Source organism: Streptomyces sp. GD-15H, from assembly GCF_045291515.1.
Classification (GTDB): domain Bacteria; phylum Actinomycetota; class Actinomycetes; order Streptomycetales; family Streptomycetaceae; genus Streptomyces.
Genome location: NZ_CP149447.1, coordinates 3,479,285 through 3,502,113, shown reverse-complemented (window position 1 = coordinate 3,502,113; position 22,829 = coordinate 3,479,285). Strand labels below are relative to the sequence as shown.

At 71.2% G+C, this 22,829-nt stretch carries 21 protein-coding genes and 3 pseudogenes; 15 read left to right on the top strand and 9 right to left on the bottom strand.

All coding sequences use genetic code 11. The annotated features are described in order from the left end of the window. Positions 1-14 precede the first annotated feature (14 nt). The 3 genes and pseudogenes from WJ438_RS16250 to WJ438_RS16240 all read left to right on the top strand — a co-directional run bounded on the left by WJ438_RS16250 (position 15) and on the right by WJ438_RS16240 (position 1,357). A pseudogene (locus WJ438_RS16250) lies at positions 15-471 on the top strand (TM2 domain-containing protein). Between the two features lie 48 nt (positions 472-519). Beyond that, positions 520-879 carry a DUF2752 domain-containing protein gene (locus tag WJ438_RS16245; protein WP_406725899.1) on the top strand — a complete coding sequence of 120 codons (360 nt, stop codon included), beginning with the start codon at positions 520-522 and terminating at the stop codon, positions 877-879. A gap of 94 nt (positions 880-973) precedes the next feature. Then, entirely contained in the window at positions 974-1,357 is a 384-nt protein-coding gene (locus tag WJ438_RS16240; RefSeq protein WP_406725898.1) for a TM2 domain-containing protein, read from the top strand. Positions 1,358-1,472: 115 nt separating this feature from the next. Here WJ438_RS16240 and WJ438_RS16235 read toward each other — a convergent pair whose 3' ends face one another. The 5 genes from WJ438_RS16235 to WJ438_RS16215 all read right to left on the bottom strand — a co-directional run bounded on the left by WJ438_RS16235 (position 1,473) and on the right by WJ438_RS16215 (position 5,700). Then, on the bottom strand, positions 1,473-2,252 hold the full coding sequence (locus tag WJ438_RS16235) for a succinate dehydrogenase iron-sulfur subunit (protein ID WP_406725897.1): 780 nt from the start codon (positions 2,250-2,252) through the stop codon (positions 1,473-1,475). Continuing rightward, entirely contained in the window at positions 2,252-4,006 is a 1,755-nt protein-coding gene (gene sdhA, locus WJ438_RS16230; RefSeq protein WP_406725896.1) for a succinate dehydrogenase flavoprotein subunit, read from the bottom strand. Before sdhA ends, WJ438_RS16235 begins: the two co-directional genes overlap by 1 nt. Positions 4,007-4,025: 19 nt before the next feature. Next, positions 4,026-4,508: a succinate dehydrogenase hydrophobic membrane anchor subunit gene (locus WJ438_RS16225; protein ID WP_406725895.1), complete on the bottom strand. Its 483-nt coding sequence runs from the start codon at positions 4,506-4,508 to the stop codon at positions 4,026-4,028. A 3-nt stretch (positions 4,509-4,511) separates the two neighbouring features. Then, positions 4,512-4,892, bottom strand: a complete 381-nt coding sequence (gene sdhC, locus WJ438_RS16220) for a succinate dehydrogenase, cytochrome b556 subunit (protein WP_391961667.1) — start codon at positions 4,890-4,892, stop codon at positions 4,512-4,514. Positions 4,893-5,127: 235 nt separating this feature from the next. Continuing rightward, the gene (locus tag WJ438_RS16215; protein WP_406725894.1) at positions 5,128-5,700 is read right to left on the bottom strand and encodes a 2-oxo-4-hydroxy-4-carboxy-5-ureidoimidazoline decarboxylase; all 573 of its coding nucleotides are present in this window, start codon (positions 5,698-5,700) and stop codon (positions 5,128-5,130) included. A gap of 276 nt (positions 5,701-5,976) precedes the next feature. On the opposite strand from WJ438_RS16215, the gene WJ438_RS16210 reads away from it, so the two are divergent. The 3 genes from WJ438_RS16210 to WJ438_RS16200 all read left to right on the top strand — a co-directional run bounded on the left by WJ438_RS16210 (position 5,977) and on the right by WJ438_RS16200 (position 8,882). Then, entirely contained in the window at positions 5,977-7,557 is a 1,581-nt protein-coding gene (locus tag WJ438_RS16210; protein WP_406729709.1) for a beta-N-acetylhexosaminidase, read from the top strand. A 117-nt stretch (positions 7,558-7,674) separates the two neighbouring features. Then, positions 7,675-8,211, top strand: a complete 537-nt coding sequence (locus WJ438_RS16205; protein WP_406725893.1) for a hypothetical protein — start codon at positions 7,675-7,677, stop codon at positions 8,209-8,211. Between the two features lie 107 nt (positions 8,212-8,318). Continuing rightward, on the top strand, positions 8,319-8,882 hold the full coding sequence (locus WJ438_RS16200; protein WP_406725892.1) for a hypothetical protein: 564 nt from the start codon (positions 8,319-8,321) through the stop codon (positions 8,880-8,882). A 40-nt stretch (positions 8,883-8,922) separates the two neighbouring features. Here WJ438_RS16200 and WJ438_RS16195 read toward each other — a convergent pair whose 3' ends face one another. Continuing rightward, positions 8,923-9,417, bottom strand: a complete 495-nt coding sequence (locus tag WJ438_RS16195) for a DUF1877 family protein (protein WP_406725891.1) — start codon at positions 9,415-9,417, stop codon at positions 8,923-8,925. A gap of 189 nt (positions 9,418-9,606) precedes the next feature. On the opposite strand from WJ438_RS16195, the gene WJ438_RS16190 reads away from it, so the two are divergent. Next, positions 9,607-9,990, top strand: coding sequence for a hypothetical protein (locus WJ438_RS16190; RefSeq protein WP_406725890.1), 384 nt, complete (start codon positions 9,607-9,609; stop codon positions 9,988-9,990). 117 nt (positions 9,991-10,107) lie between these two features. On the opposite strand, the gene WJ438_RS16185 is transcribed toward WJ438_RS16190, so the two are convergent. Then, on the bottom strand, positions 10,108-12,780 hold the full coding sequence (locus WJ438_RS16185; protein WP_406725889.1) for an FG-GAP-like repeat-containing protein: 2,673 nt from the start codon (positions 12,778-12,780) through the stop codon (positions 10,108-10,110). 329 nt (positions 12,781-13,109) lie between these two features. Here WJ438_RS16185 and WJ438_RS16180 point away from each other — a divergent pair, with 329 nt between their 5' ends. From WJ438_RS16180 to WJ438_RS16165, 4 genes are all read left to right on the top strand, one after another. Continuing rightward, entirely contained in the window at positions 13,110-13,727 is a 618-nt protein-coding gene (locus WJ438_RS16180; RefSeq protein ID WP_406725888.1) for an RNA polymerase sigma factor, read from the top strand. A gap of 239 nt (positions 13,728-13,966) precedes the next feature. Next, the gene (locus WJ438_RS16175) at positions 13,967-14,932 is read left to right on the top strand and encodes a hypothetical protein (protein ID WP_406725887.1); all 966 of its coding nucleotides are present in this window, start codon (positions 13,967-13,969) and stop codon (positions 14,930-14,932) included. A 427-nt stretch (positions 14,933-15,359) separates the two neighbouring features. Then, positions 15,360-16,034 carry an RNA polymerase sigma factor gene (locus WJ438_RS16170; protein WP_406725886.1) on the top strand — a complete coding sequence of 225 codons (675 nt, stop codon included), beginning with the start codon at positions 15,360-15,362 and terminating at the stop codon, positions 16,032-16,034. Continuing rightward, on the top strand, positions 16,034-17,182 hold the full coding sequence (locus tag WJ438_RS16165; protein ID WP_406725885.1) for a hypothetical protein: 1,149 nt from the start codon (positions 16,034-16,036) through the stop codon (positions 17,180-17,182). Before WJ438_RS16170 ends, WJ438_RS16165 begins: the two co-directional genes overlap by 1 nt. A 212-nt stretch (positions 17,183-17,394) precedes the next feature. Here WJ438_RS16165 and WJ438_RS16160 read toward each other — a convergent pair whose 3' ends face one another. Beyond that, entirely contained in the window at positions 17,395-18,285 is an 891-nt protein-coding gene (locus WJ438_RS16160) for a L,D-transpeptidase family protein (RefSeq protein WP_406725884.1), read from the bottom strand. A gap of 326 nt (positions 18,286-18,611) precedes the next feature. Here WJ438_RS16160 and WJ438_RS16155 point away from each other — a divergent pair. The 4 genes and pseudogenes from WJ438_RS16155 (at position 18,612) to leuE (ending at position 21,586) form a co-directional block, all read left to right on the top strand. Then, a pseudogene (locus WJ438_RS16155) lies at positions 18,612-20,211 on the top strand (methylmalonyl-CoA mutase). 91 nt (positions 20,212-20,302) lie between these two features. Further along, positions 20,303-20,425, top strand: a complete 123-nt coding sequence (locus tag WJ438_RS16150) for a hypothetical protein (protein WP_406725883.1) — start codon at positions 20,303-20,305, stop codon at positions 20,423-20,425. A gap of 132 nt (positions 20,426-20,557) precedes the next feature. After that, positions 20,558-20,881 carry a Uma2 family endonuclease gene (locus WJ438_RS16145; RefSeq protein WP_406725882.1) on the top strand — a complete coding sequence of 108 codons (324 nt, stop codon included), beginning with the start codon at positions 20,558-20,560 and terminating at the stop codon, positions 20,879-20,881. Positions 20,882-20,935: 54 nt separating this feature from the next. Continuing rightward, on the top strand, positions 20,936-21,586 hold the full coding sequence (gene leuE / locus WJ438_RS16140) for a leucine efflux protein LeuE (protein ID WP_406725881.1): 651 nt from the start codon (positions 20,936-20,938) through the stop codon (positions 21,584-21,586). Positions 21,587-21,640: 54 nt separating this feature from the next. Here the strand turns inward: leuE and WJ438_RS16135 are convergent. After that, positions 21,641-22,824 (bottom strand): annotated as a pseudogene (locus tag WJ438_RS16135) (acyltransferase family protein). Between the last annotated feature and the right edge of the window lie 5 nt (positions 22,825-22,829).

Sequence of the window (22,829 nt, the reverse complement as noted above, 5' to 3'; positions counted from 1 at the left end):
GGAGAGACACCACCGTGAGCGAGCAGCCGCAGCAGCCGTCCCAGCCGCCCGGTTTCGGCCCCCCGAACCCCGGCGCGGCCGGACAGCCCGACCCCTACGGCTACCCGCAGGCCGGTCAGCCCGGCTACGGCTACCCCCAGCAGCAGCCCCCCGGCGGCTACCCGCCGCCCGGCTACCAGCAGGCCGGCTGACCAGAAGTCCCCGGGGTTCCCCCCGGGCGACCCCCACGCGCTCTACGGGTACGACCCCTACGGCCGCCCCTACTCCGACAAGTCGAAGATCGTCGCCGGTATCCTCCAGCTCTTCCTCGGCTCCCTCGGCATCGGCCGCTTCTACGTCGGTTCGGTCGGCATCGGCATCGCCCAGCTGCTCACCTGCGGCGGCCTTGGCATCTGGTCGATGATCGACGGCATCATGTACCTGGTCAGCAACGACCGCACGGACGACCAGGGGCGGATCCTGCGTGGCTGACGCGGCTCCTTCCGCGCCGGCCGGGGGCGGCCGCGGTGGCATCCCGCGGTGCCCCCCGTCGCGCTGCTGGTCGCCGGCGTCGCGGGAGCCGCCTACCTGTGGGGCACCGACCCGCACGAGCCCGGCCATGTCCTGCCCCAGTGCCCGTTCCGGGCCGTCACCGGCCTGCTGTGCCCAGCCTGCGGCGGTACACGCATGGCGTACGACCTGATGCACGGTCACTTCGCCGCGGCCTGGCTGGACAACCGGGCCCTGCTGCTCGCCGCGCCGTTCGCGCTGGTGCTGTGGGGGCGCTGGACGATCGAGGGTCTGCGGGGCCGCGCCTGGGCACCTCGGCTCGCCCCCCGGGTCCAGGTGCTGATCCTGCTGTCGGCGGTGGCCTGGACGGTGGCCCGCAACATCGTCTGACGGTACGAGTTGATCACGGAACGGGAACGTTAGTTCTGCTCCTCTCCCGCCCGCCGACCTGGCCGTTTACGCTCCTCACGCGCAGGGGGGACAGTTGACGAACCATGGGCTGTCGCGCGTGGTCGCGTACGCGGTCGTCCGATGCTCCTTCCTGGGCCGTCCGGGCGCAGTCGCCCGGCCTGTATCCGCTTTCTTTTCCCAGGAGCACCACCATGACCGTCCCCCCAACCCCCAGGCTCCTTTCGGCTTTGACCCGCAGGGCCGTCCGTACTCGGACAAGTCGAAGATCGTCGCCGGCATCCTCCAGCTCTTCCTGGGGACCCTGGGCATCGGCCGGTTCTACGTCGGCTCCGTCGGCATCGGCATCGCCCAGCTGCTCACCTGCGGCGGCCTCGGCATCTGGGCGCTGATCGACGGCATCATGTACCTGGTCAGCAACGACCGCACCGACAAGCAGGGCCGCGTGCTGCGCGGCTGACACCGTCCAGGACCTGCCCGGCGGTCATGCCCCGCCCGGCGGACGAACAGACCGAGGGCCCCGATCCAATGGATCGGGGCCCTCGGTCGTCACGGCGAAGAGCGTCGGGAGAACGTCAGAAGCGGCGCGTGATGAGCGCCCGCTTCACCTCCGCGATCGCCTTGGTGACCTCGATGCCGCGCGGGCACGCGTCCGTGCAGTTGAAGGTCGTCCGGCAGCGCCAGACGCCGTCACGGTCGTTGAGGATCTCCAGGCGCTGCTCGCCGGCCTCGTCACGCGAGTCGAAGATGAAACGGTGCGCGTTGACGATCGCGGCCGGACCGAAGTACTGGCCGTCGTTCCAGAAGACCGGGCACGAGGACGTGCAGGCGGCGCACAGGATGCACTTCGTCGTGTCGTCGAAGCGCTCGCGGTCCTCGGCGGACTGCAGCCGCTCACGCGTCGGCTCGTTGGTCTCCTTCGTGATCAGGAAGGGCATCACGTCCCGGTACGCCTGGAAGAACGGCTCCATGTCCACGACCAGGTCCTTGAGGACCGTGAGGCCCTTTATGGGCTCGACCGTGATCGGCTTCTCGGGGTTGAGGTCCTTGATCAGCGTCTTGCACGCCAGGCGGTTCGTGCCGTTGATCCGCATGGCGTCGGAGCCGCAGATGCCGTGGGCGCAGGAGCGGCGGAAGGTCAGCGTGCCGTCCTGGTCCCACTTGATCTTGTGCAGCGCGTCGAGGACACGCTCCTTGGGGTCGATCTCCAGCTGGAAGTCTTCCCAGGTCGCCTCGGCGGAGACCTCCGGGTTGAAACGGCGGATCCGGAAGTTGGCGGTGATGTAGGGGGAGTCGGCGAAACCGGGCCCGGGCGATCCGGCCGCGTTCGCCTTGTCCAGAACAGGGGTAGCCATCAGTACTTACGCTCCATCGGCTGGTAGCGGGTCTGGACGACCGGCTTGTAGTCGAGACGGATGGACTCGGTGCCGTCGTCGCCCACCTCGCGGTACGCCATGGTGTGGCGCATGAAGTTGACGTCGTCGCGGTTCGGGTAGTCCTCGCGGTAGTGACCGCCGCGGGACTCCTTGCGCGCCAGCGCGGAGACGGCCATGACCTCGGCCAGGTCGAGCAGGTTGCCCAGCTCGATGGCCTCCAGCAGGTCGGTGTTGAACCGCTTGCCCTTGTCCTGGATGGCGACGTTCCGGTAGCGCTCGCGCAGCTCCGCGATCTTCTCGACCGCCGTCTTGATCGTCTGCTCGGTGCGGAACACCATGACGTTGGCGTCCATGGTCTCCTGCAGCTCGCGGCGGATCGTGGCGACCCGCTCGGTGCCGGTGGAGGACCGCAGCCGCTCGATCTGCTCGGCGACGAACGACTCCGGGTTCTCCGGCAGCTCGACGAAGTCGACCGTGTGCGCGTACTCGGCGGCCGCGATGCCGGCCCGCTTGCCGAACACGTTGATGTCCAGCAGCGAGTTGGTGCCCAGGCGGTTGGCGCCGTGCACCGACACGCACGCGACCTCGCCGGCCGCGTACAGGCCCGGGACGACGGTGGTGTTGTCCGCCAGCACCTCGCCCTGGACGTTCGTCGGGATGCCGCCCATGGCGTAGTGCGCGGTCGGCTGGATCGGGATCGGGTCGTTGTACGGCTCGATGCCCAGGTAGGTCCGCGCGAACTCCGTGATGTCGGGCAGCTTGGCGTCCAGCTGCTCAGGCGGGAGGTGGGTCAGGTCCAGGTAGACGTGGTCGCCCTCGGGACCGCAGCCGCGGCCCTCGCGGATCTCCGTGTAGATGGACCGGGACACGACGTCACGGGAGGCGAGGTCCTTCATGACCGGCGCGTACTTCTCCATGAAGCGCTCGCCGTCCTTGTTGCGCAGGATGCCGCCCTCACCGCGGGCGCCCTCCGTCAGCAGGATGCCCATGCGCCAGATGCCGGTCGGGTGGAACTGGAAGAACTCCATGTCCTCCAGCGGCAGCCCGCGTCGGTACACGGCCGCCTGACCGTCACCGGTCAGGGTGTGCGCGTTGGACGTCACCTTGAAGAACTTGCCGTTGCCACCGGAGGCGTAGATCACGGACTTCGCCTGGAAGACGTGGATCTCACCGGTGGCCAGCTCGTACGCCACCACACCGGCCGACTTCCTGACGCCGTCGACCTTGGTGATCAGCTGGTCCAGGACGTAGAACTCGTTGAAGAACTCCACGCCCTCCTTGACGCAGTTCTGGTACAGCGTCTGAAGGATCATGTGACCGGTGCGGTCGGCGGCGTAGCAGGAGCGGCGGACCGGGGCCTCGCCGTGGTTGCGGCTGTGGCCGCCGAAGCGGCGCTGGTCGATGGTGCCGTCCGGGGTGCGGTTGAACGGCAGGCCCATCTTCTCCAGGTCGAGGACGGAGTCGATGGCCTCCTTCGCCAGGATCTCGGCGGCGTCCTGGTCGACCAGGTAGTCACCGCCCTTGACCGTGTCGAAGGTGTGCCACTCCCAGTTGTCCTCCTCCACGTTGGCCAGCGCGGCGGCCATGCCGCCCTGCGCGGCGCCCGTGTGGGAGCGGGTGGGGTAGAGCTTGGTCAGGACGGCGGTGCGGCTGCGCTTGGTCGACTCGATGGCCGCGCGCATGCCCGCGCCACCGGCGCCGACGATGACGGTGTCGTACTTGTGGATCTTCATGATTCTCGTAGCCCCGTGCCTAGCGGATGTTCGGGTCGAAGGTGAAGATCACCAGCGTGCCCAGCAGGATGGTGAACACCGTGGCGGTGTAGAGCAGGCCCTTGAGCCACAGCCGGGTGTTCGTGCGTTCCGCGTAGTCGTTGATGACCGTGCGCAGGCCGTTCGCGCCGTGCAGCATGGCCAGCCACAGCATCAGCAGGTCCCAGACCTGCCAGAACGGCGAGGCCCAGCGGCCCGCCACGAAGGCGAAGCCGATCTTGGAGACGCCGCCGTCCAGGACGAGCTGGATCAGCAGGTGCCCGATGACCAGGACGACCAGGACGACACCGGAGAGGCGCATGAACAGCCAGGCGGCCATCTCGAAGTTGCCCCGGGTGGTCTTCGGGGTCTTCTTGGTCCGCGCGCGCGGGGGCTCGATGACCGGCGCCGGGTTGTCGACGGAGTAGAGGGAGTCGCCCTCGACGGGGCCGATGCCCGAGGCGGAGGTTTCAGTGGTGGACATGGGTCAGCTCCCGAACAGTTCACGAGCGGCGTGGCCGAGCACGGGGTAGACGGCCCCGATCATCAGCACGGCCCATAGGGCGACGACGGCCCAGAGCATCTGCTTCTGGTACCGGGAACCCTTGATCCAGAAGTCGACGGCGATGACACGCAGGCCGTTGAGCGCGTGGAAGAGGATGGCGGCCACGAGGCCGTACTCCAGCAGCGCGACGATCGGCGTCTTGTACGTGGCCACGACGGTGTCGTAGGCCTCCGGGGACACGCGCACGAGGGCGGTGTCCAGCACGTGAACGAACAGGAAGAAGAAGATGAGGACGCCGGTGACTCGATGAGCCACCCAGGACCACATTCCTTCCCGGCCGCGGTACAGCGTTCCAGCCGGCACGGAAGTTTCCTCCGGGAGCGGGGGTTGGGGCCGCGCCGGCTTCTCCGTGTCGGTCGGGCCCGGCCGGGTACGGTCCACCGGCCCCTAGCATCGTAGCCACGTGTTGCCGCGAGGCGGACAGGGGCCCTGTCCTTGTGATCGAACTGGCACGCTTACGGGCTAGAGAGGTGGCTTCTGCGGTGAGATGTCCGGTGATGCTCCGGGGCGGCGCCGACGGGGCGGATGCCGCAGGCCGTCAGCGGTCCGTGTCCGAGAGGAGAGCGGCCAGGCGGCCCCGTGCCAGGCGCCGGAGTTCCTCCCCCGCGACCAGGCGCTCCTCCTCCGGATCGTTGGCCAATCGTGACCGGATGTTCTCGAGTACGTGGTCCGGGACCTCGTCCGGCTTCAGGTCGTCGACATAGGTGACGAACGGGTGTCCGAACCGGCTCTCGTAGGCCGCGCGGGCGGCGTTCAGCGCCGTATGGGCGGCGGAGTACGCGTCCTTTGGGAGGTCGGGGAGGGCCTCCGCGGCCAGGGCCGCGACGCGCTCCGCGCGGGGCAGGTCGTAGGCCGCTTCGTCCGCTGCCGCCAGGAGGGAGCCCAGGTCCGGGTACGGGCGGTGGGCCGCGACGCGCACCGCCCAGCGAGGGCTGTGCAGACAGGTCAGGAGGGCGCGCTCGGCGTCCTCGGCGGACGCGGCGTTGAAGCGCTCCAGCGGGGACGGGGCGCCGCCGGGCGTGTCGGACGGTCCCGGTGTGTCGGGTGCGGGTGTGCCGCGCGACTGTCCGGGTATGACGACACGGCCGGGGCGATGCGGGAGGCGGTGCACAGGCAGCGTGGGTCCTCGGAGGTGTCACAGGTGTGTCGGTGGGTGGGATCGGTGAGGGATCGGGTGACGGATGGTGTGAGAGGTGTGTCGTCACGTTATCGAGTGAGTCCATGGTGTGTCCGATCGATAGTCGAAATTCACCCGGACGGGAGAGTTTCGGAACGCCCCGTCGATGCCCGTCACTCGTACGGGTCGTAGGTTGGCCGTGTGAGTCGGCACAGGCGAGGCAGACGTCGGGCACGTCGGGCATCCGTTCAGAAGAAGCAGCGGCGGGTGCTGGTCGTGGCCCTGGCCGCGGGCGCGGTGGTCGCGGCGTCCGGAGTGGGCCTCGGGTTCTGGGCGACCTCGGACGACGACGCCGGTTCCGCCGCCTCCCGGTCCGGGAACTCCGCGGGCTCGCCGCCGGAGCCGAGCCCCACCCGCTCCTACCCCCTGTCCCAGGCGCCCCGGACCATACCCGCCGTCCGCGACCACAGCGCCGAGCGCGGTCCCGGCTGGCGTCCCGAGCGTGGTCACCGGGTGGTCGTCGGCGATCCGGCACTGGCCGACGAGGGCCGCCTCGTAGCCGATGAGCTGGGCCTGACGTACGCGGGGGAGAAGGACGACGAGCGGGCCGGGGACCTGAGCCTGGTGCTGAACAAGGGCGAGGGCGCGCATCCCGAGTCGTACACCATGACCGTGCGGGGCGGCCGGGTGACCGTCAGCGCTCCCGCCGAGGCGGGCGTCTTCTACGGCACCCGCACCCTCAAGCAGCAGATACGCGGCGCCGGGACCGCCCCCGAGGGCGTCGTGCGCGACGAGCCCGCCAAACAGCGGCGCGGGATGATGCTGGACGTCGCGCGCAAGCATTTCACCGCCGACTGGATCGAGGACCGGGTCCGCGAGCTCGGCGACCTGAAGTTCAACGAGTTGGGTCTGCACTTCTCCGACGACCAGGGCTTCCGTATCGAGTCCGACTCGCACCCGGAGGTCGTGTCCGACCAGCACCTGACCAAGGCACAGGTCAAGCGGATCGTCGACCTCGCGGCGAGCCGGCACATCACCGTCGTACCCGAGATCGACTCGCCCGGACACCTCGGCGCGGTCATCGCCGCCCACCCCGACCTCCAGCTGCGCAACGTGAACGGCGGCGTGGTGCGCGGCGCGATCGACATCTCCAAGGACGCGTCCGCCGAGATCGTCGACGACCTGCTGAACGAGTACGCCGGGCTCTTCCCCGGAGGGCAGTGGCACCTCGGCGCCGACGAGTACCAGGCGCTGGTGGTCTCCGACCCCGAGGCGTCGTTCCCGGGCCTGGCCACCGCCGCCCGGGAGAAGCACGGCTCCGGCGCCACCGTCGAGGACCTGGCCACCGGCTGGCTCAACGACCGGGCCGACACCGTCCGCGCCCACGACCGCACGCCCCGCGCCTGGAACGACGGCTTCTTCGAGGACGGTTCGGTGCGGGCCGCCGAGGACGTCCAGGTCGCCTACTGGACCGGCAAGGAGATCGGTGCCCGCCAGCCGGCGGAGTACCTGAGCGAGGGCCGCGACGTCATCAACTACAACGACGAGTTCCTCTACTACGTGCTCGGGGAGCCGCAGACCTTCGTCTACCCGACGGGCGAGCGGATCTACGAGCAGTGGACGCCGCTGGTGCTGCGCGGCACCACCGCGGTGCCCGACAAGTACGACGGACAGATCCTCGGCGGGTCCTTCGCCGTCTGGTGCGACCTGGCGAATTCCCAGACCCAGGAGCAGGTCGCGGCCGGGATCAGGATGCCGCTGCGGGCGACGGTGCAGAAGCTCTGGCACCCGGACGGTGAACCGGCACTGTCCTGGGCGGAGTTCCGGGCCCTGGCGGACAAGCTGGACTGAGCGGGCGGTTTCGGCGAGGTCACGGACAGACGGATTGCGGCGTCTTCCTGCGAACCCCCGTGCGACTGTGGTGGTCTTCTGACGAGCCGAAAACGACACCGGGGGGAATACCGGCACATGGGCTTCTGGGGGTGTTTCGTCGTGGGCCGTGGGGAGCGGCCGCTCGCCGGACTGGACGCGCCTGCCGGCGCCCGGGGCATGACCCTGCGCACGTCGGCACCGGGCGGCTGGCAGATCTGGGAGTACCCGAGCGGCGACGGCGGCATCGGGAACATGAACGACCTCGCCAGGGAGACGGGCGCGCCCGCGCTGTTCGGGTACGTGAGGGACAGCGACTGCGTGGTGGTGGAGGCGGCGGCGCCGGAGAGCGGCGCGTGGACGACCTGCCTGGCGCGCGCCGCGATGGCCGGTTACCTCGGCGCGGGAGCGGACGGCGAGCAGGACGGTGTGGAGCAGGGCGGGCTCACGCTGGAGGACTACTTCCTCGAGCCCCGTGACGCCGCCGACCGTGCCGTGGAATGGGCCGCCGAGGCCGGACACACCGTTTCCGCCGGGGAACTGGTCGGGGTCCTGACCGCCGACCCCGACCCCGGCTCCATGGCCGAAAACCTCTTCTTCCGCTTACTCGACCGGCTCGGAGTGGTGCCTCTGTGACACTCCCGGGCCGTCGCACGCAGTAAGGGAAAATGCGGCCTCCGTCCCGTGAGGTCCGTGAAAGGGCCTCGTCAGGGGCCTGCGAAGACCCGCTGAGGGAGACGTGGATGAGCCTGGTGGAACTGATCGCGCAGGCGGACGAGCGTGAGCTGGCCGCGAGTGGGCTGGCTTGTTTGGATCGGTGCGTACCGCTACTGGGCGGCGGCGACGAGACGCTGCGCCCCCTGTGGGCGAGCCTCGCCGGGGACGCCGCCGCCGACGACTGGACGCGGCGGCTGGAGCAGACGCGGGGCAAGCTCGACGGGACGGCCGACGATGACGCGGCCACGGCGCTCGCGCACCGGATGCTCGCCACCGCCCCCGCTGAGCGCTCCGCCCCCGCACTGCGGGAGTGGGCCCACGCCTGTTCCGTCGCCGCGCTGCGGATCCACCGGATCCTGGACGGCGCCGATCCCGCCGAGGACGCCACGGACACGGTCGACGCGCCCCGCGAAGGCCGTACGGAGGGCATGTCGCCGCTCGTCGCCGCCGAACTGCGCCGCCAGATCACGGTCCTGGAGGTCCTGGCCGGTCACGGCCCGGCCGGACTGCGCCGCGCGCTCGAGGTGTCGACGGAGGGCCGCCGCGTGCTGGTCGCCGCGCTGTCCCGCCGAAGCCGCAGAGACGGCTGACCGCCAGGCACCGGCGACCGGCCGGGACGGTCGTCCCGGTTCAGTGCAGGAGCCACTTCACCACCGCCTCGTGCTGCCGCGCCGTGCGCGTGTAGAACGTGGTCAGGTCGCGGTGGGCCGCCGCGAAGGCGTCGCGGGCCTGCGGCTCCACGTCCGGACCGCCGTAGCGCGGGAGGAGCCGGTCACGGGCCCGTCGCCACAGCGCGTCGAAGTCGGCGGTCTCCAGGAAGCCGGCGACGCGGCCGGCCTGGGCCGCGGTCAGCAGCAGGAACGGCGGCCGGTCCGGGCCGGGCGGGGTGACCGGCCGCCCGCCGAGGACCACGTGGGCGGGCGGGCCGTCCGGCGTGTGCCGCGGGGGCGCACCTGTGTAGAGGAACTCCTGGTCCAGGTAAGCCTTGTCCAGGATCTCCTCGCGATGCCGGCCGATGCGTGCGCGCACGGCCTCCCAGTCGTCCTCGAACAGACGCAGCAGCCAGGCGGGGCTGTTGCGCAGGGCCGGGGACGGCACGGCGCGTAAATGGAAGTACGTACTCATCGAAGACAGGAGCGCAGCCGGCCCCGATCCGTCACCCCCGTGTCGACATTCCCGCCCGAACGAGCACGTCCTGTGACCGCGGTGCGGTGGACCGGGGGCGGTTCCGCACCGATTGCGGAACCCGGGCGGAATCGCGGTGACGAATCCCTCGGCTCGTGCGCTCTACCGGGTGTGACGACTGCGACGACTGTGACGACACAGCAGGAGACCAGGCCTTCGGCCGCGACCAAGCCCGCGCGGTGGGCGGCGGACACCGTGACGGCGATGCGCGAAGGGGCGCGGCTGCGCCTCGACTACTCGGCGCGCAGCCTGTGGAGCGTCGACCGCACGATCGAGGACATACGCCGGGAGGCGGCCCCGTACGCCGCCGTGAAGACGGTGCTGCGCGGATTCGGCGCCTACACCGGTGAGGTGATCGTGCGTCAGACCGGCGGAGAGTGGTGGGCCTCGGGCGGCGACCACTGGGTCCGCACCCCCGACGGCCGCTTCTGGGACCCCGTGGACGAGGCCCGCCGCTGCTACACGGGCGACGGGTCACTGCGCCTGCTGTGCCGGGACGCGTCACGGACGTGACGTGCGGGGTACCACGGGGCGTGGGATGACGTGACGTGCGGCGCCGCGCGCACACCACGGCCGGGGTCCCGTGTCCCGCACGGGCCCCGGCCGTGGTGTGCGTCGGCCGACGTGCGGCTACGGCGTCAGCGTGTGCCCCAGCCGGGCGCCCGTCGGGGTGCCCAGGGTGCCCTTGCCGAACACGTACGAGTCACCGAAGCCGAGCCCCGAGCTGTTGCTCGGCACGTACGTGAGGACCCCGTTGCCGCTGTCCTCGCCGGCGGCGCCGAACGTGAGGTCCGCGCGGCCGTAGCCCGACAGGTCGGCCAGGGACACGGAGGAGCCGAAACTGTCGCCCGACTCCGTGGAGCCGGGAACGCCGGGGGTGTCCTGGGAGATGGACACCGAACCGGAACCGGTGAGGCCGGACGAGGTGCCCCGGAACAGGATCGCGTTGCCCGCGTTGGAGCGGTTGACGCCGCCGCGGGTGAGGTCCTCGCCGGGGGCGCCGGCCAGGACGTCCGCGTAGCCGTCGGCGTTGTAGTCGCCGACGGCTACCGAGGTGCCGAGGGCGTCACCGGACTCGTTGCCGCCGGGGACGTACGCCGTGTTCTGGTGGAGCGTCTTCATGCCGGTGGTGGTGAACCCGGCCGACGTGCCCAGGACCATGGTGATCCGCCCGCCCGCGTTCGTACCGCCGGACTCGGCCGCGACCGGCTGGCCGATGACGATGTCGTCGTAGCCGTTGCCGTTGATGTCGCCCGCGGCGATGGAGCGGCCGCCCTTGACGGAGATGACCCCCACCTTGGTCAGCCCGGACGCGGAGCCCGCGAAGCGCATCACGCGGCCGATACCGCCGGTGTCGCGGTAGTTGACGGCGATGTCCGCGTAGCCGTCCCGGTTGAAGTCGCCGCTCGCGGCGTCCAGGTAGGACACCGAACCCGTGGCGGAGGTCAGCGTGCCGTACTTGGTGGCGCCGCCGGTGTGCCGGGCGTTCCAGTTGCCGCCACGGCCGGTGCCGGCCGCGAAGACGTCCGCCTTGCCGTCACCGTTGAAGTCACCGACGGCGACGGTGGTGCCGAGCTTGGCGCCGGTCTGCGTCACGCCCGTGGTGGTGTACGAGAAGCCGGTGTTCAGGGCGGGGCCGTACATCACCGTGACCGCGCCCCGGTCGGCGTGGCCGCTGGTGTCGTCCTCGCCGGGGACCCCGATCGCCAGGTCGGCGTAGCCGTCGCCGTTGACGTCGCCCCACGCGGTGGAGGAACCGAAGGCGTCACCGGACTCGGAGGAGCCGGGCACGCCGGGGCTGCTCTGGGTGAGCGACAGCTTCGCCGAGGTCACCGGGCCGTTCATGCCGCCGGGGACCACCCGCACGGCGTTCGCCTTGGGCACACCGGCGACCAGGTCCGCGAGGCCGTCACGGTTGTAGTCCGAGGTGGGCAGGGCGTGCGAGATGCCCGGCGTCTTGGCGAGCGTGGCGATGCGGGACAGTTTCGGGTACAGGTTCTTGCCGGGGCAGGCCGTGTAGTTGGTGTCCCGGTGGCCGAAGACCCGCGGCAGGGTGACCGCCTGCCCCTTGGCGATCTTGTTGCCGTTGACGCCCGCGTCCACACCGGAGGTCAGCGTGACCTGGCCGGTCGGGTCGAGGCCGTACATCCCGAACTTCCAGGCGATGATCCGCGCCATCGCGTCCATCGCGGCCCGGCCCGGCTGAACGCTCTCGAAGTTGCCGAGGTACGAGATGCCGAGCGTGTCGGTGTTGAAGCCGACGTCGTGCGCGCCGACCACCGGCAGGTCCATGCCGCCGCTGCGGCCCTCGAAGATCTGACCGCAGCGGTCGACGACGAAGTTGTAGCCGATGTCGTAGTAGCCGCGAGTGAAGTGCTCCTGCTGAATGGAGCGCATCCGGGCCCGCGACTCGGCGCAGGACAGCCTGTTGTCGCTGTCCATGCCGGTGTGGTGGATGACGGCGGCCTTGACATCGGTGCCGTAGCTCGGCGTGCCGTCGTAGTCCGTGGACGCGCCCCACTCGGCCTGCGTGATGACCGGCGGCTTCACGACCGTCGAGGGGCGGGCCTCGGGCACGGTCGGGGTGGGCTCGGGGGACGTCGTCGGGGACGCGGACTCCGTGGCCGTCTCCGACGCGGTGCCGGTGGGCGTCCCGGTCGCCGTCTCCGTCCCGGTCTCCGTGCTCGAGGGCAGCGGGGACGTGGGCGGCGGGGTGGTGGTCGGGTCCTCCGTCGGCTCCGGCGTCACCGGGGCCGTGGTCTCCGCCGCGAACGCCACCGGATCCAGGGCGGCCACGTCCGGGGCGCCCTTCGGGTTGGTGCCCGGGTCGAGCAGCTTGACGTCCATGCCTGCCGGCTGGCCGCCCGCCTGGGTGCCGTCGGCCTTCACCACACGCACCTCGATGCCGTCGGAGGCACCGGTCCACACCGAGGCCGTACCGCCGCGCGTGGCCGCCCGCGCGCCTTCCGCGCCGTCGGCCTGGTTCGGTTCGTCCTCCAGTTCCTGCCAGCCGGACCACTTCCCGGTCTCAAGGTCCCGGGTACGCACTTCGGGCGTGCCCTTGACCTCGGCATCCGGGTTGTCCCAGGTCACGAGCACGGCACTGAAGCGATCCGTGTCCCGCCGCTCCAGCCCGCAGCGGCAGGCTCCGCGGTTCTCCAGCTTCACCGTGTCCACGCTCGGCTTGCGGGGCTTCTCCCCGGCACCGGCGGGCGTGGACGACGGATCGGCCATCGCGTATGTGGCGATGCCCGCGCCACTCAGCACGACGGCGCCTACGGTCAGCCATGCACGCCGCTTCATGCTGAGCGGTCTGTACACACGGCTCTTACGAGCACTCAACTGTCCCACCCCTAGAAAATGAGCACGAGTTCATCACCTGTCACACAGGTGGCACTAACTCAGCGCTCATGCGTGGCCAAACGTCACTCACGGGTCCTCACCGGCCGGCCCACGGCGCCCGGCACGTCTGTGGGACCCGGCCCCTGCGCAACCGGAGGGCCACACAGGGCGGTTGACGAGCTGTGACACTTTCGGGGCGCCGGACGCTGAGAGCCGTGGGGGCGTGGCTACGACCCGATGTGTCGCGCCAAGCGATCGCCCTACGAACCCGGTACGGACGAGGACGGTTTTTGGGTAAGGGAGGCGAACCCCGCCGCGCGAAGGCGCACGACGGGGAACTGGGCGCGGCCGTCGCGCGGGCCCAGGACGGGGACGAGGCCGCCTTCGCCGTGGCCTACCGATTAGTCCAGCCCGGACTGCTCGGCTACGTGCGCGGACTGGTCGGCGACGACGCCGAGGACGTGATGTCGGACGCCTGGCTGGAGGTAGCCCGCGACCTGGGCAGGTTCAAGGGCGACGGGGCGGGGTTCCGGGGCTGGACGGCGACCATCGCCCGGCACCGGGCGCTGGACCACCTGCGCCGGCAACGGGCGCGGCCCCGCCCCTCGACGCTGGAACAGGACGTGTGGGACCTCCCCGGTCCGCAGAGCACGTACGAGATGGCGCTGGAGGCCATTTCCACGGAGCACGCCCTGGCGCTGGTCGCGGGGCTGCCCCGGGACCAGGCCGAGGCCGTACTGCTGCGCGTGGTCGTCGGCCTCGACGGCCCCGCCGCCGCCCGCGTCCTCGGAAAGCGGCCAGGCGCGGTGCGGACGGCCGCGTACCGGGGTCTGAAACGCCTGGCCGCGCAACTGGGCGTCGAAAGTGTGACGGATGAGGCCTCCCGGACGCTGGGTGAGTCGAAGTGACCCGTGACCGGGACGGTGCGTGACAGCGGACGGGGCGGCGGCGCCCGGACCGGGCAGGCCGGACCCGGCGACCCGCGGCGTTCGGCCCGGCGGGCGGTCTGAACAGGCCGGACGCGTGGAACGTATGGGTCGGTCGGACCGTACCGCCCGAGTGAGCGGGGCGCGCGGGCCGTGTGGACCGGCCGTGCCGGGCGGAGCCGGGAGTGAACCGAGTGGATCGAGCAGGGACGGAAACGGACATGGGTGAACGGAGGAACGACGACGGGCCGTCCGGCCGTCGGCGTGGGCACCCCGAGGGCGCGTCGCAGGGCCACCGCCCGGCCGGACAGGGCCGCCCCGGTTCCGGTCCGCACGGTGTCCGTGACACCGCGGGCCTCGAGGCGCTGCTCGTCCAGGCGTTGGTCCGGGACGGTGTCGACGCCGGGGCCGAACAGCGGGTCGTGGCCGCGTTCCGGGAGGCGCGGGAGGCGGGCGCGCACCGCACCGGCGCCCGCACCCGGCGCCGGGACGACTGGCGGCCCCGGGAGCGGCGCCTCGGCCGCTTCTCGGTGAAGGCAGGGTTCTCCGTCCTGATCGCCGGTCTCAGCCTGGGCGGGGTCGCCGTCGCAGGGATCGGCGCGGTCGGCTCGGGGGTGGACGGCTCCGGGGACGACGGGAGCCGGGGCAGCCGTACCACGGCTCCGTCCAGCACCTCGGCCCCGCTCGGGGCCCCGTCCGCCGACCGGTCCTCCGGTGCGGGTGCGGACTCCCGTCCCGGCTCCGACCCCGCCGCGTCGGAACCTCCCGTCCGGGCCCAGGACCTCGAGGACCACTGTCGAACCTATGAGCGGGTCGAAGGGCGCGGTAAGGCGCTGGACTCGGTTGCCTGGAAGCGGCTCACCGAGGCGGCGGGCGGCGCGGCGAACGTCGACGCGTACTGCGCCGCGCAGTTGCGGCCGTCGACGGGGGAGGCGGAACCCGGCGGCACCGGTGCGCCGGCCGACAGGACCGGTGGCGCGGGCGGGGCGGCCGGAAACAACTCCTCCGGCGCCGCGGGCACCGCGAGCGACGCGGCCACCGCCGGCACCGGCGCTTCGGGCAACGACGCGGCCACCGCCGGCACCGGCTCCGGTGGCGCGGACAACGGTGCCGAGAACGGCGCGGGCACCGGCGCGAGCGAGAGCCAGGGCAAGCCTGCTCGCCCGGGTGGCGAGAAGAATCCGTAATCCGGGCCGTTAGCCGGCGAGGACAGGGCGCTCCGCGGTCGCGGGCGCCCTGCACGGCGTCCCACAGATCCAGGACCTGGCCGCCAAGGCAACGGCCGAGGCCGCCACCCCCCACAGGAGAGGCCCCGGCCGTCGCGCGGCACGGGCCGCGCGGCGGCCCGTAACTCCTACAGCGCCATGTGCGCGTTTTCTGTCACACCACCCGGTCACCGACCTGTTGAACCATGGACGAAATCGTGGACGGACATGGACGGGGAGAGGTTTCAGGTCGTAACGTGCCTTTCGCGCCAGGCCGTGAAGGACAAACGACCACAACAACCACGGGCCCTGGGGCAGGCCCTAGAGTCCGTAATCGATCGAGGAACCACGACGGCGAGTACCCGGTCCGCGGAAGCGGTGCCGGCTGAGGCGCAGAAGGGCGCGCGCGGTGTTGGGGGACGACGCGGAGTTGACCGCCGCGGTGGGGGCGGCACAGGACGGGGACGAGACCGCGTTCCGGACTGTGTACCGAGCCGTGCATCCGCGGTTGCTGGGGTACGTGCGCACACTGGTCGGCGATCTCGACGCAGAGGACGTGACGTCCGAGGCATGGCTGCAGATCGCCCGGGACCTGCAGCGGTTCAGCGGTGACGCGGACCGGTTCCGCGGCTGGGCCGCCCGGATCGCCCGCAACCGCGCACTCGACCACATACGCATGCGCGGGCGCCGTCCCGCGGTCGGCGGCGACGAGACCGAACTGACCGGGCGGGCCGCGGCGTTCGACACCGCCGACCAGGCCCTCGAGGCGATGGCCACCGACGGTGCCCTCGCCCTCATCGCCCGACTGCCGCAGGACCAGGCCGAGGCCGTCGTGCTCCGGGTGGTCGTGGGCCTCGACGCGAAGACCGCCGCGGAGACGCTGGGCAAACGGCCGGGCGCCGTACGCACGGCCGCGCACCGGGGCCTGAAACGGCTGGCCGAGATGCTCGACGGCGATCCGGAGGCACATCCGGAATCCGCCGGGGTGCTCGATGCCTTCCCACTCCAGAGAGAACCGCGCCGCCCTGCGGTGACGTCCGCGAGTGTGACGCAGACGCGAGCGCGGACGCAGAAGGACATGTGATGGCCGACGAGCAGTACAGGTGGCTGAACCGTGGAACCGCGGAGCGACTGCTGAACGGAGAGCCACTCGAAGCTGCCGACCCGGCCACCCGTGACCAGGCAGAACGCCTCACCCGAACGCTCGGCGCACTCTCCTCCCCACCTCCGCCGACCGGCGAGGAACTCCCCGGTGAGGCCGCCGCGTTGACCGCCTTCCGCAAGGTGCGCGAGGAACGCGTGGGGCAGTCTCACGTTGACGCGTCCGTCCCGTCCGCCGCGCACCGGGCCGGAACGCGGGCCGCCGACGCCGGACCGGTCCGTATCGGCGCCCCGCGTTCGGACGGTTCGGACGGTTCCGGAGCCCGGCGGGGACCCCGCTGGGCGCGCCCCGTGCGCTACGGGTTGGCGGCCGCGCTGACCGTGGGCATGGTCGGTGGAGCGGCGGTCGTGGCCGCGACCGGAGTCCTGCCGACGCCGTCCTCAGGCTCCGCCGCCTCCGCCACGGCCACCCCCGAAAGCCCCCAGCCGCCGCCCCCGCCGAAGGAGGACACGCGGGGCGGGGTCTCGCCGGAGGACGACCCGGGCAAGCGGTCCGGGGAAGCCGAAGCGGATACGGGCCCCGGGGCCGGACCGGGCACCGACGGCGGCGCGGCGGCGCGGCCAGGCGACCCGGCGGTCGGTGCCGGCCGCGGACAGATCGCCTCGGCCTGCCGTGCCCTGCGCGACGGCGGGAAGCTCCAGGGCAACCGCAAGCGCGTTCTGGAGGACGCCGCGGGCGGCTCCTCCCAGGTCGGGCCGTACTGCGAGAACGTCCTGGCCGCCGGGGACAGGGGAGCCGGCGCAGAAGGCGGCACGGCCTCCGGCAACAGCTCCGGCAACAGCTCCGGTTCCGGCTCCACGGCGCAGGACAACGGGGACTCCGGCACCCGCAACAGCAGGGGCAACGGCAACGGTGGCCACAACGGCAACGGCAACGGCGGTACCACCGGCAGCGGAAACAGCGACGGCAACGGCAACGGCGAGGGCGTGGGCAACGGCAACAGCAACGGCGCGGGCGCGGGCGCGGGCAACGGCAGCCCCAACGGCGGCGGCAAGGACAACGGCGGCGGCAAGGACAACGGCGGTGGCAAGGACAACGGCGGCGGCAAGGGTGCCAACAAACCTGGTTGACCTGCGACTTCGCGGCTGTGACTACCTCTTCACCGCCATGTGTGACGTTTTTGGCCACCGGGGCGCAGTAATGAGTGAGCCGACTGGTCATCGGCTTTGGCACTGAGCCGGGGTTCCCCCCGTACCTGCGGCTCGTGCATCTCGGCGCGGGCGGGACACGTTCCCCCGGTCCCGCCCGCGCCCTTTCCCACCCCTCCGTGCCCGCGCGGCGCTCACCCGTGGACGACGACCTTGTCGCCGTTGCGCACCTGCGCGTACAGCCGGGCGATGGCCGCCTCGTCCCGCACGTTGACGCAGCCGTGCGAGGAACCTGCGTAGCCCCGCGCGGCGAAGTCCGCCGAGAAGTGCACGGCCTGGCCGCCGCTGAAGAACATGGCGTACGGCATCGGGGAGTCGTAGAGCGTCGACCAGTGGTCGCGGGACTTCCAGTAGACCTGGAAGACGCCGTCGCGGGTGGGTGTGGGGTCGGCGCCGAAACGGACGGGCAGTGTCATCACGGTCCGGCCGTCGATCATCCAGCGCAGGGTGCGGGTGGACTTGCTGATGCACAGCACCCGGCCCGTCCGGCAACGCGCGTCGGGTGCGGCGGCCGGCTGGCCGCCCATCAGGTACAGCTCCCACTTGCCCGGCTCATGCGTCATGCCGAGCAACCGCTGCCAGGTGACGGTGTCGGTCCTCCCGGTCCGCGGGAGCCCGCGCTTGCCCTGGAACCCCTCGACCGCCTCCCTCGTCCGGCCGTCGTACGTCCCGGTGGGGCCGTCGAACAGCCACGCGACCTGACGCAGCCGGGCCTGGAGCTCGCGGATGTCACGCCCCGAGTCGCCGGGCGACCAGAGCACCCGCGCGGGCGGCCGAGTCGGTGCGGCGGTCTCCGGGCGGTCACCGGACTCCGCGCCGCCTTTCTCCCTGCCGTCGGAACCGGAATTGGAATCGGACCCGGAGTCCGGGGGCCGGTACGCGGACGGCGTCTCGCTCGGCATCTCGATGTGCACCGGTGACCGTCGCTTGCCGTCCGCGTCGACGGGCTGCACCGTGCACCCCACCGCACCGCCGGTCAAGGCGGCCAGTGCCAGAAACGCGGCGGCCGCTCTCCCCGTCCCCATGCCCGCACTACTACGCACCACGCGGCCCCCCGTTGTCTCACCGGTCGCTGTCTGTCGTCACATAAGATGTGTTTCCCGGACGTGACCGTTCCCGAACCACGGGGCATGGTGGTGAGGGAGGGGAGGGCGGCCCGCGGCGACGCGTGCTGTGAGCGGGGCCCCACCGGCCCTGTGAGCAAGATCCCAGCGTGCGCCTCTGCACCGGGCCGTATCCCCACGGCTACAGTCCGTCGAAGCGACATGTCTTTACTGGCGAGTAACTGACGGGTAACGGGCGAGCAGGCCGAGCAGGCCGAGCAGCACTGCTCAGCGGGAGGCATCACACCATGGCGCGCGAGTCGGGCAGTGCTCGATCCACCGAGAGCGGACTACCCATCGAACCGGTCTACGGGCCGGAGTCCCTCGAGGGCTGGGACCCGGCCGAGCAACTGGGCGAGCCGGGGAAGTACCCGTTCACCCGGGGCGTGTACCCGACGATGTACACGGGCCGTCCCTGGACGATGCGCCAGTACGCCGGTTTCGGCACGGCGACCGAGTCCAACGCGCGGTACAAGCAACTGATCGCCAACGGCACGATGGGCCTGTCGGTCGCCTTCGACCTGCCCACCCAGATGGGCCACGACTCGGACGCCCCGATCGCCTCCGGCGAGGTCGGCAAGGTGGGCGTCGCCATCGACTCGATCGACGACATGCGGGTGCTGTTCGGCGGCATCCCGCTGGACCAGGTCTCGACGTCGATGACGATCAACGCGCCCGCCGCCCTCCTGCTGCTCCTGTACCAACTGGTCGCCGAAGAGCAGGGCGTGCCAGGCCGACAAGCTCACCGGCACGATCCAGAACGACGTGCTGAAGGAGTACATCGCGCGCGGGACCTACATCTTCCCGCCGAAGCCGTCCCTCCGCCTGATCGCCGACATCTTCAAGTACTGCAGGGCCGAGATCCCGAAGTGGAACACGATCTCGATCTCCGGCTACCACATGGCGGAGGCGGGGGCGTCCCCCGCGCAGGAGATCGCGTTCACGCTGGCCGACGGCATCGAGTACGTCCGTACGGCGGTCGCGGCCGGGATGGACGTCGACGACTTCGCCCCGCGCCTGTCGTTCTTCTTCGTCTCCCGGACGACGATCCTGGAGGAGGTCGCCAAGTTCCGGGCGGCCCGCCGGATCTGGGCGCGGGTGATGCGGGAGGAGTTCGGGGCGAAGAACCCGAAGTCCCTGATGCTGCGTTTCCACACGCAGACGGCCGGCGTGCAGCTGACGGCCCAGCAGCCCGAGGTCAACCTGGTCCGTGTCGCCGTCCAGGGTCTCGCTGCGGTGCTCGGCGGTACCCAGTCCCTGCACACCAACTCCTTCGACGAGGCCATCGCGCTGCCCACCGACAAGTCCGCCCGCCTGGCCCTGCGCACCCAGCAGGTCCTGGCCTACGAGACGGACGTGACGGCCACCGTGGACCCCTTCGCGGGCTCCTACGTCATCGAGAAGATGACCGACGAGGTGGAGGCCGCGGCGCTGGAGCTGATGCAGAAGGTCGAGGACCTCGGCGGCGCGGTCAACGCCATCGAGCACGGCTTCCAGAAGAGCGAGATCGAGCGCAGCGCCTACCGCATCGCCCAGGAGACCGACTCCGGCGAACGGGTCGTGGTCGGCGTCAACCGCTACCAGCTCGACGCGGAGGAGCCGTACGAGCCGCTGCGCGTCGACCCGGCGATCGAGGCCCAGCAGGCCGAGCGCCTGGCAAAGCTCCGCGCGGAGCGCGACCAGCCGGCGGTGGACAGCGCCTTGGCCGCCCTGAAGAAGGCCGCCGAGGGCGAGGACAACGTCCTGTACCCGATGAAGGAGGCCCTCCGAGCCCGCGCCACGGTGGGCGAGGTGTGCAACGCGCTGCGGGAGATCTGGGGCACGTACGTACCGAGCGACGCGTTCTGAGCCGGCGGGATCCCCCGGACGGGTGATCATGGGCGGAATGCGCCCGGTTCCGGTTACGGTCGTGGAGGGCGTCCCCCGGAAGGAGGTTGCCGTGGCTGTCATAGGGCATGAGACGACGATCGATGAGGCCACCGACCGTATCTCCAGCATGCTGCCCGGACACCGCGTGGAGATTCCTTCGAGGGGGAATCACCGTGTCACCACCGCCGGATGAGCCGCATCAGGGAACGGTCTTCGAAGTCGGCTACGAGATTCGGCGGGCCGGCGCGAAGGAAGCCGGGCCCAAGGTCCGACCCGGGATCGGATTGTGGTTGCCGACCGTCCTGCGAACTATGCGGTTCCGGACTTGTCCGTCGTCGACGCCGATATCGCCGACGCGTTCGTCCAGAAGAACTGCTACGAACCCCATGTCTTCCGCATGGTGCTCGAGGTGACCTCTTCCCACTGGACCGATGACACGGCCAGCAAGGTAGGGATCTATGCCGAGGCCGGCATTCCCGTCTCCCTCGTGGCCGACCGCAAGCACGACCAGGTCCTGCTCTGCACCGACCCGGCCGACGGCAAGTATCCCGACCCCCAGCGCTTCGAGCGGGACCGGTCCGTCCGCATCCCGGAGTCCGTCGGGATCACCCTGGACCTCGCCGTCGACACCCTCCTCGACGGCGACTGACCGAACTCCGGACAGCAGAATCGGAGTGTCGTACCCCCGTGCGACACTCATGTCATGTTCGGTGTCATCGATCTTCCCACCTACCTCGCGGGTCTGATCCTCATCGTGCTGCTGCCCGGCCCCAACTCGCTGTACGTCCTGTCCGTCGCCGCCCGGCGCGGCGTGCGGGCCGGGTACACCGCCGCGGCCGGTGTCTGGTGCGGGGACGCCGTGCTCATGACGCTGTCGGCCGCCGGAGCCGCCTCGCTGCTCCAGGCGAACGCCTTCCTGTTCGGGATCGTGAAGCTGCTGGGTGCCGGATACCTGACCTGGCTCGCCATCGGCATGCTCCGCGCCGCCTGGAAGATGTGGCGCACGCGCCGGGAGAACGACCCGGCCGGGGCCCCGGCCGCCGCCACCGCCGCGGAGCGGCCCTTCCGCCAGGCGTTGGTCATCAGCCTCATCAACCCGAAGGCGATCCTGTTCGTCGTCGCCTTCTTCGTGCAGTTCGTCGACCCGGGCTACGCCTATCCCGCGCTGTCCTTCGTGGTCCTCGGCGTCATGCTCCAGCTCGCCAGCGGCCTGTACCTGAGCGCGCTGATATTCGGCGGCACCCGGCTGGCCGACGTCTTCCGCCGCCGCCGGAGCCTGTCGGCGGGGGCGACCTCGGCGGCGGGCGCCCTGTTCCTGGGCTTCGCGGCGAAGCTGTCCCTGGCGAGCGCGTAGGGCCCTGCCCGGCCGGGCGGGGCAGGCAGAGGCGCCCGGGTGGCTGTCCGGCGCTCAGAGTGCCTTGGACAGGGGCGTGGAGGACGGCCGGGACAACCGTGCCCGGATCCTCGGGGTCAGGGTCTCCTCCACGTACCGGTTCAGTAGCCAGGCCAGTGCCAGCATCGCGGTGACCGTCAGTGCGAAGGTTTCCGCCGAGCCGATGCCGAGGCCGCGGTGCAGGCCGTGGATCACCACCCAGCCCAGATGCTCGTGGACCAGGTAGAACGGGTAGGTGAGGGCGCCCGCGACGGTCAGCCAGCGCCAGTTCGCCCAGCCCGGCCGGCCCAGCGCGATGGCGGCGACCGCGGCGAAGCCGAGCGTCACGATCAGGATGATGCCGAACGAGGTCCGGTGGGAGAAGGCGTCCGCGCTCGGCGCGTGCCACAGGTCCTGGACCGCGTAGTGCTGGCCGATCAGCCAGCTCACCCCGACGATGCCCCAGGCGTACGCGTCCCTGCGGTCGCGGTGGACGAGGTACAGGCCGACACCGCCGACGAAGAACGGCGCGTACTCCGGCATCAGGACGAGGTCGAGCAGCGGCTCGTTCGCACCCTCGGCGATCGCCGCCGCCAGGATCCACAGCCCGCAGAAGAGGATCACCCGCTGCCGGGTCGCCCCGGGCATCACCACGAACAGGGCGAACAGCGCGTAGAAGCGGATCTCCGCCCACAGCGTCCAGCACACCCCCAGCACCCGGTCCACACCCAGGGGCATCTGCAGCATCGTCATGTTCACCAGTGCGTCGCTCGGTGAGACCGCGTCGTAGACGACCACCGGCAGGGCGAACACCGCCGTCACCAGGACGACCGCCGCCCAGTAGGCGGGCAGCAGCCGGGAGGTGCGGGAGGCGAAGAACGACCGCAGCGGCCTGCCCAGCCGCTCATGCAGATGACGAATCCGCTGATCACGAAGAAGATCTGGACGCCGAGACAGCCGTACGAGAAGTACTCGTGGAGGGTGGGGAACTGGTCCTTCGGTGAGCTTCCCCAGGCGGTGGTGACCTCGCCGCCGCGACCGCCGTAGTGGTAGGCCGCGACCATCAGCGCGGCCAGCAGCCGCAGCCCGTCCAGGGCGCGCAGCCGGCCGCTGGAGGTTCCGGACCGGGGCGGGGCAGCGGTGGGGGTGTCCCGTGGTTCCGCGGGTGCCGTGGCGGTGGGCCGGGGCCGCGGTGCCGGGCTGACGGCCGTCTCGGTCACGCTGG

Excerpts from the sequence above, each read along its gene's own strand:
- WJ438_RS16235 (WP_406725897.1), bottom strand. The coding sequence starts at position 2,252 with ATGGCTACCCCTGTTCTGGACAAGGCGAACGCGGCCGGATCGCCCGGG.
- sdhA (WP_406725896.1), bottom strand. The coding sequence starts at position 4,006 with ATGAAGATCCACAAGTACGACACCGTCATCGTCGGCGCCGGTGGCGCG.
- WJ438_RS16225 (WP_406725895.1), bottom strand. The coding sequence starts at position 4,508 with ATGTCCACCACTGAAACCTCCGCCTCGGGCATCGGCCCCGTCGAGGGC.
- WJ438_RS16205 (WP_406725893.1), top strand. The coding sequence starts at position 7,675 with ATGGGCTTCTGGGGGTGTTTCGTCGTGGGCCGTGGGGAGCGGCCGCTC.
- WJ438_RS16200 (WP_406725892.1), top strand. The coding sequence starts at position 8,319 with ATGAGCCTGGTGGAACTGATCGCGCAGGCGGACGAGCGTGAGCTGGCC.
- WJ438_RS16195 (WP_406725891.1), bottom strand. The coding sequence starts at position 9,417 with ATGAGTACGTACTTCCATTTACGCGCCGTGCCGTCCCCGGCCCTGCGC.
- WJ438_RS16185 (WP_406725889.1), bottom strand. The coding sequence starts at position 12,780 with ATGAAGCGGCGTGCATGGCTGACCGTAGGCGCCGTCGTGCTGAGTGGC.
- WJ438_RS16175 (WP_406725887.1), top strand. The coding sequence starts at position 13,967 with ATGGGTGAACGGAGGAACGACGACGGGCCGTCCGGCCGTCGGCGTGGG.
- WJ438_RS16165 (WP_406725885.1), top strand. The coding sequence starts at position 16,034 with ATGGCCGACGAGCAGTACAGGTGGCTGAACCGTGGAACCGCGGAGCGA.
- WJ438_RS16160 (WP_406725884.1), bottom strand. The coding sequence starts at position 18,285 with ATGGGGACGGGGAGAGCGGCCGCCGCGTTTCTGGCACTGGCCGCCTTG.
- leuE (WP_406725881.1), top strand. The coding sequence starts at position 20,936 with ATGTTCGGTGTCATCGATCTTCCCACCTACCTCGCGGGTCTGATCCTC.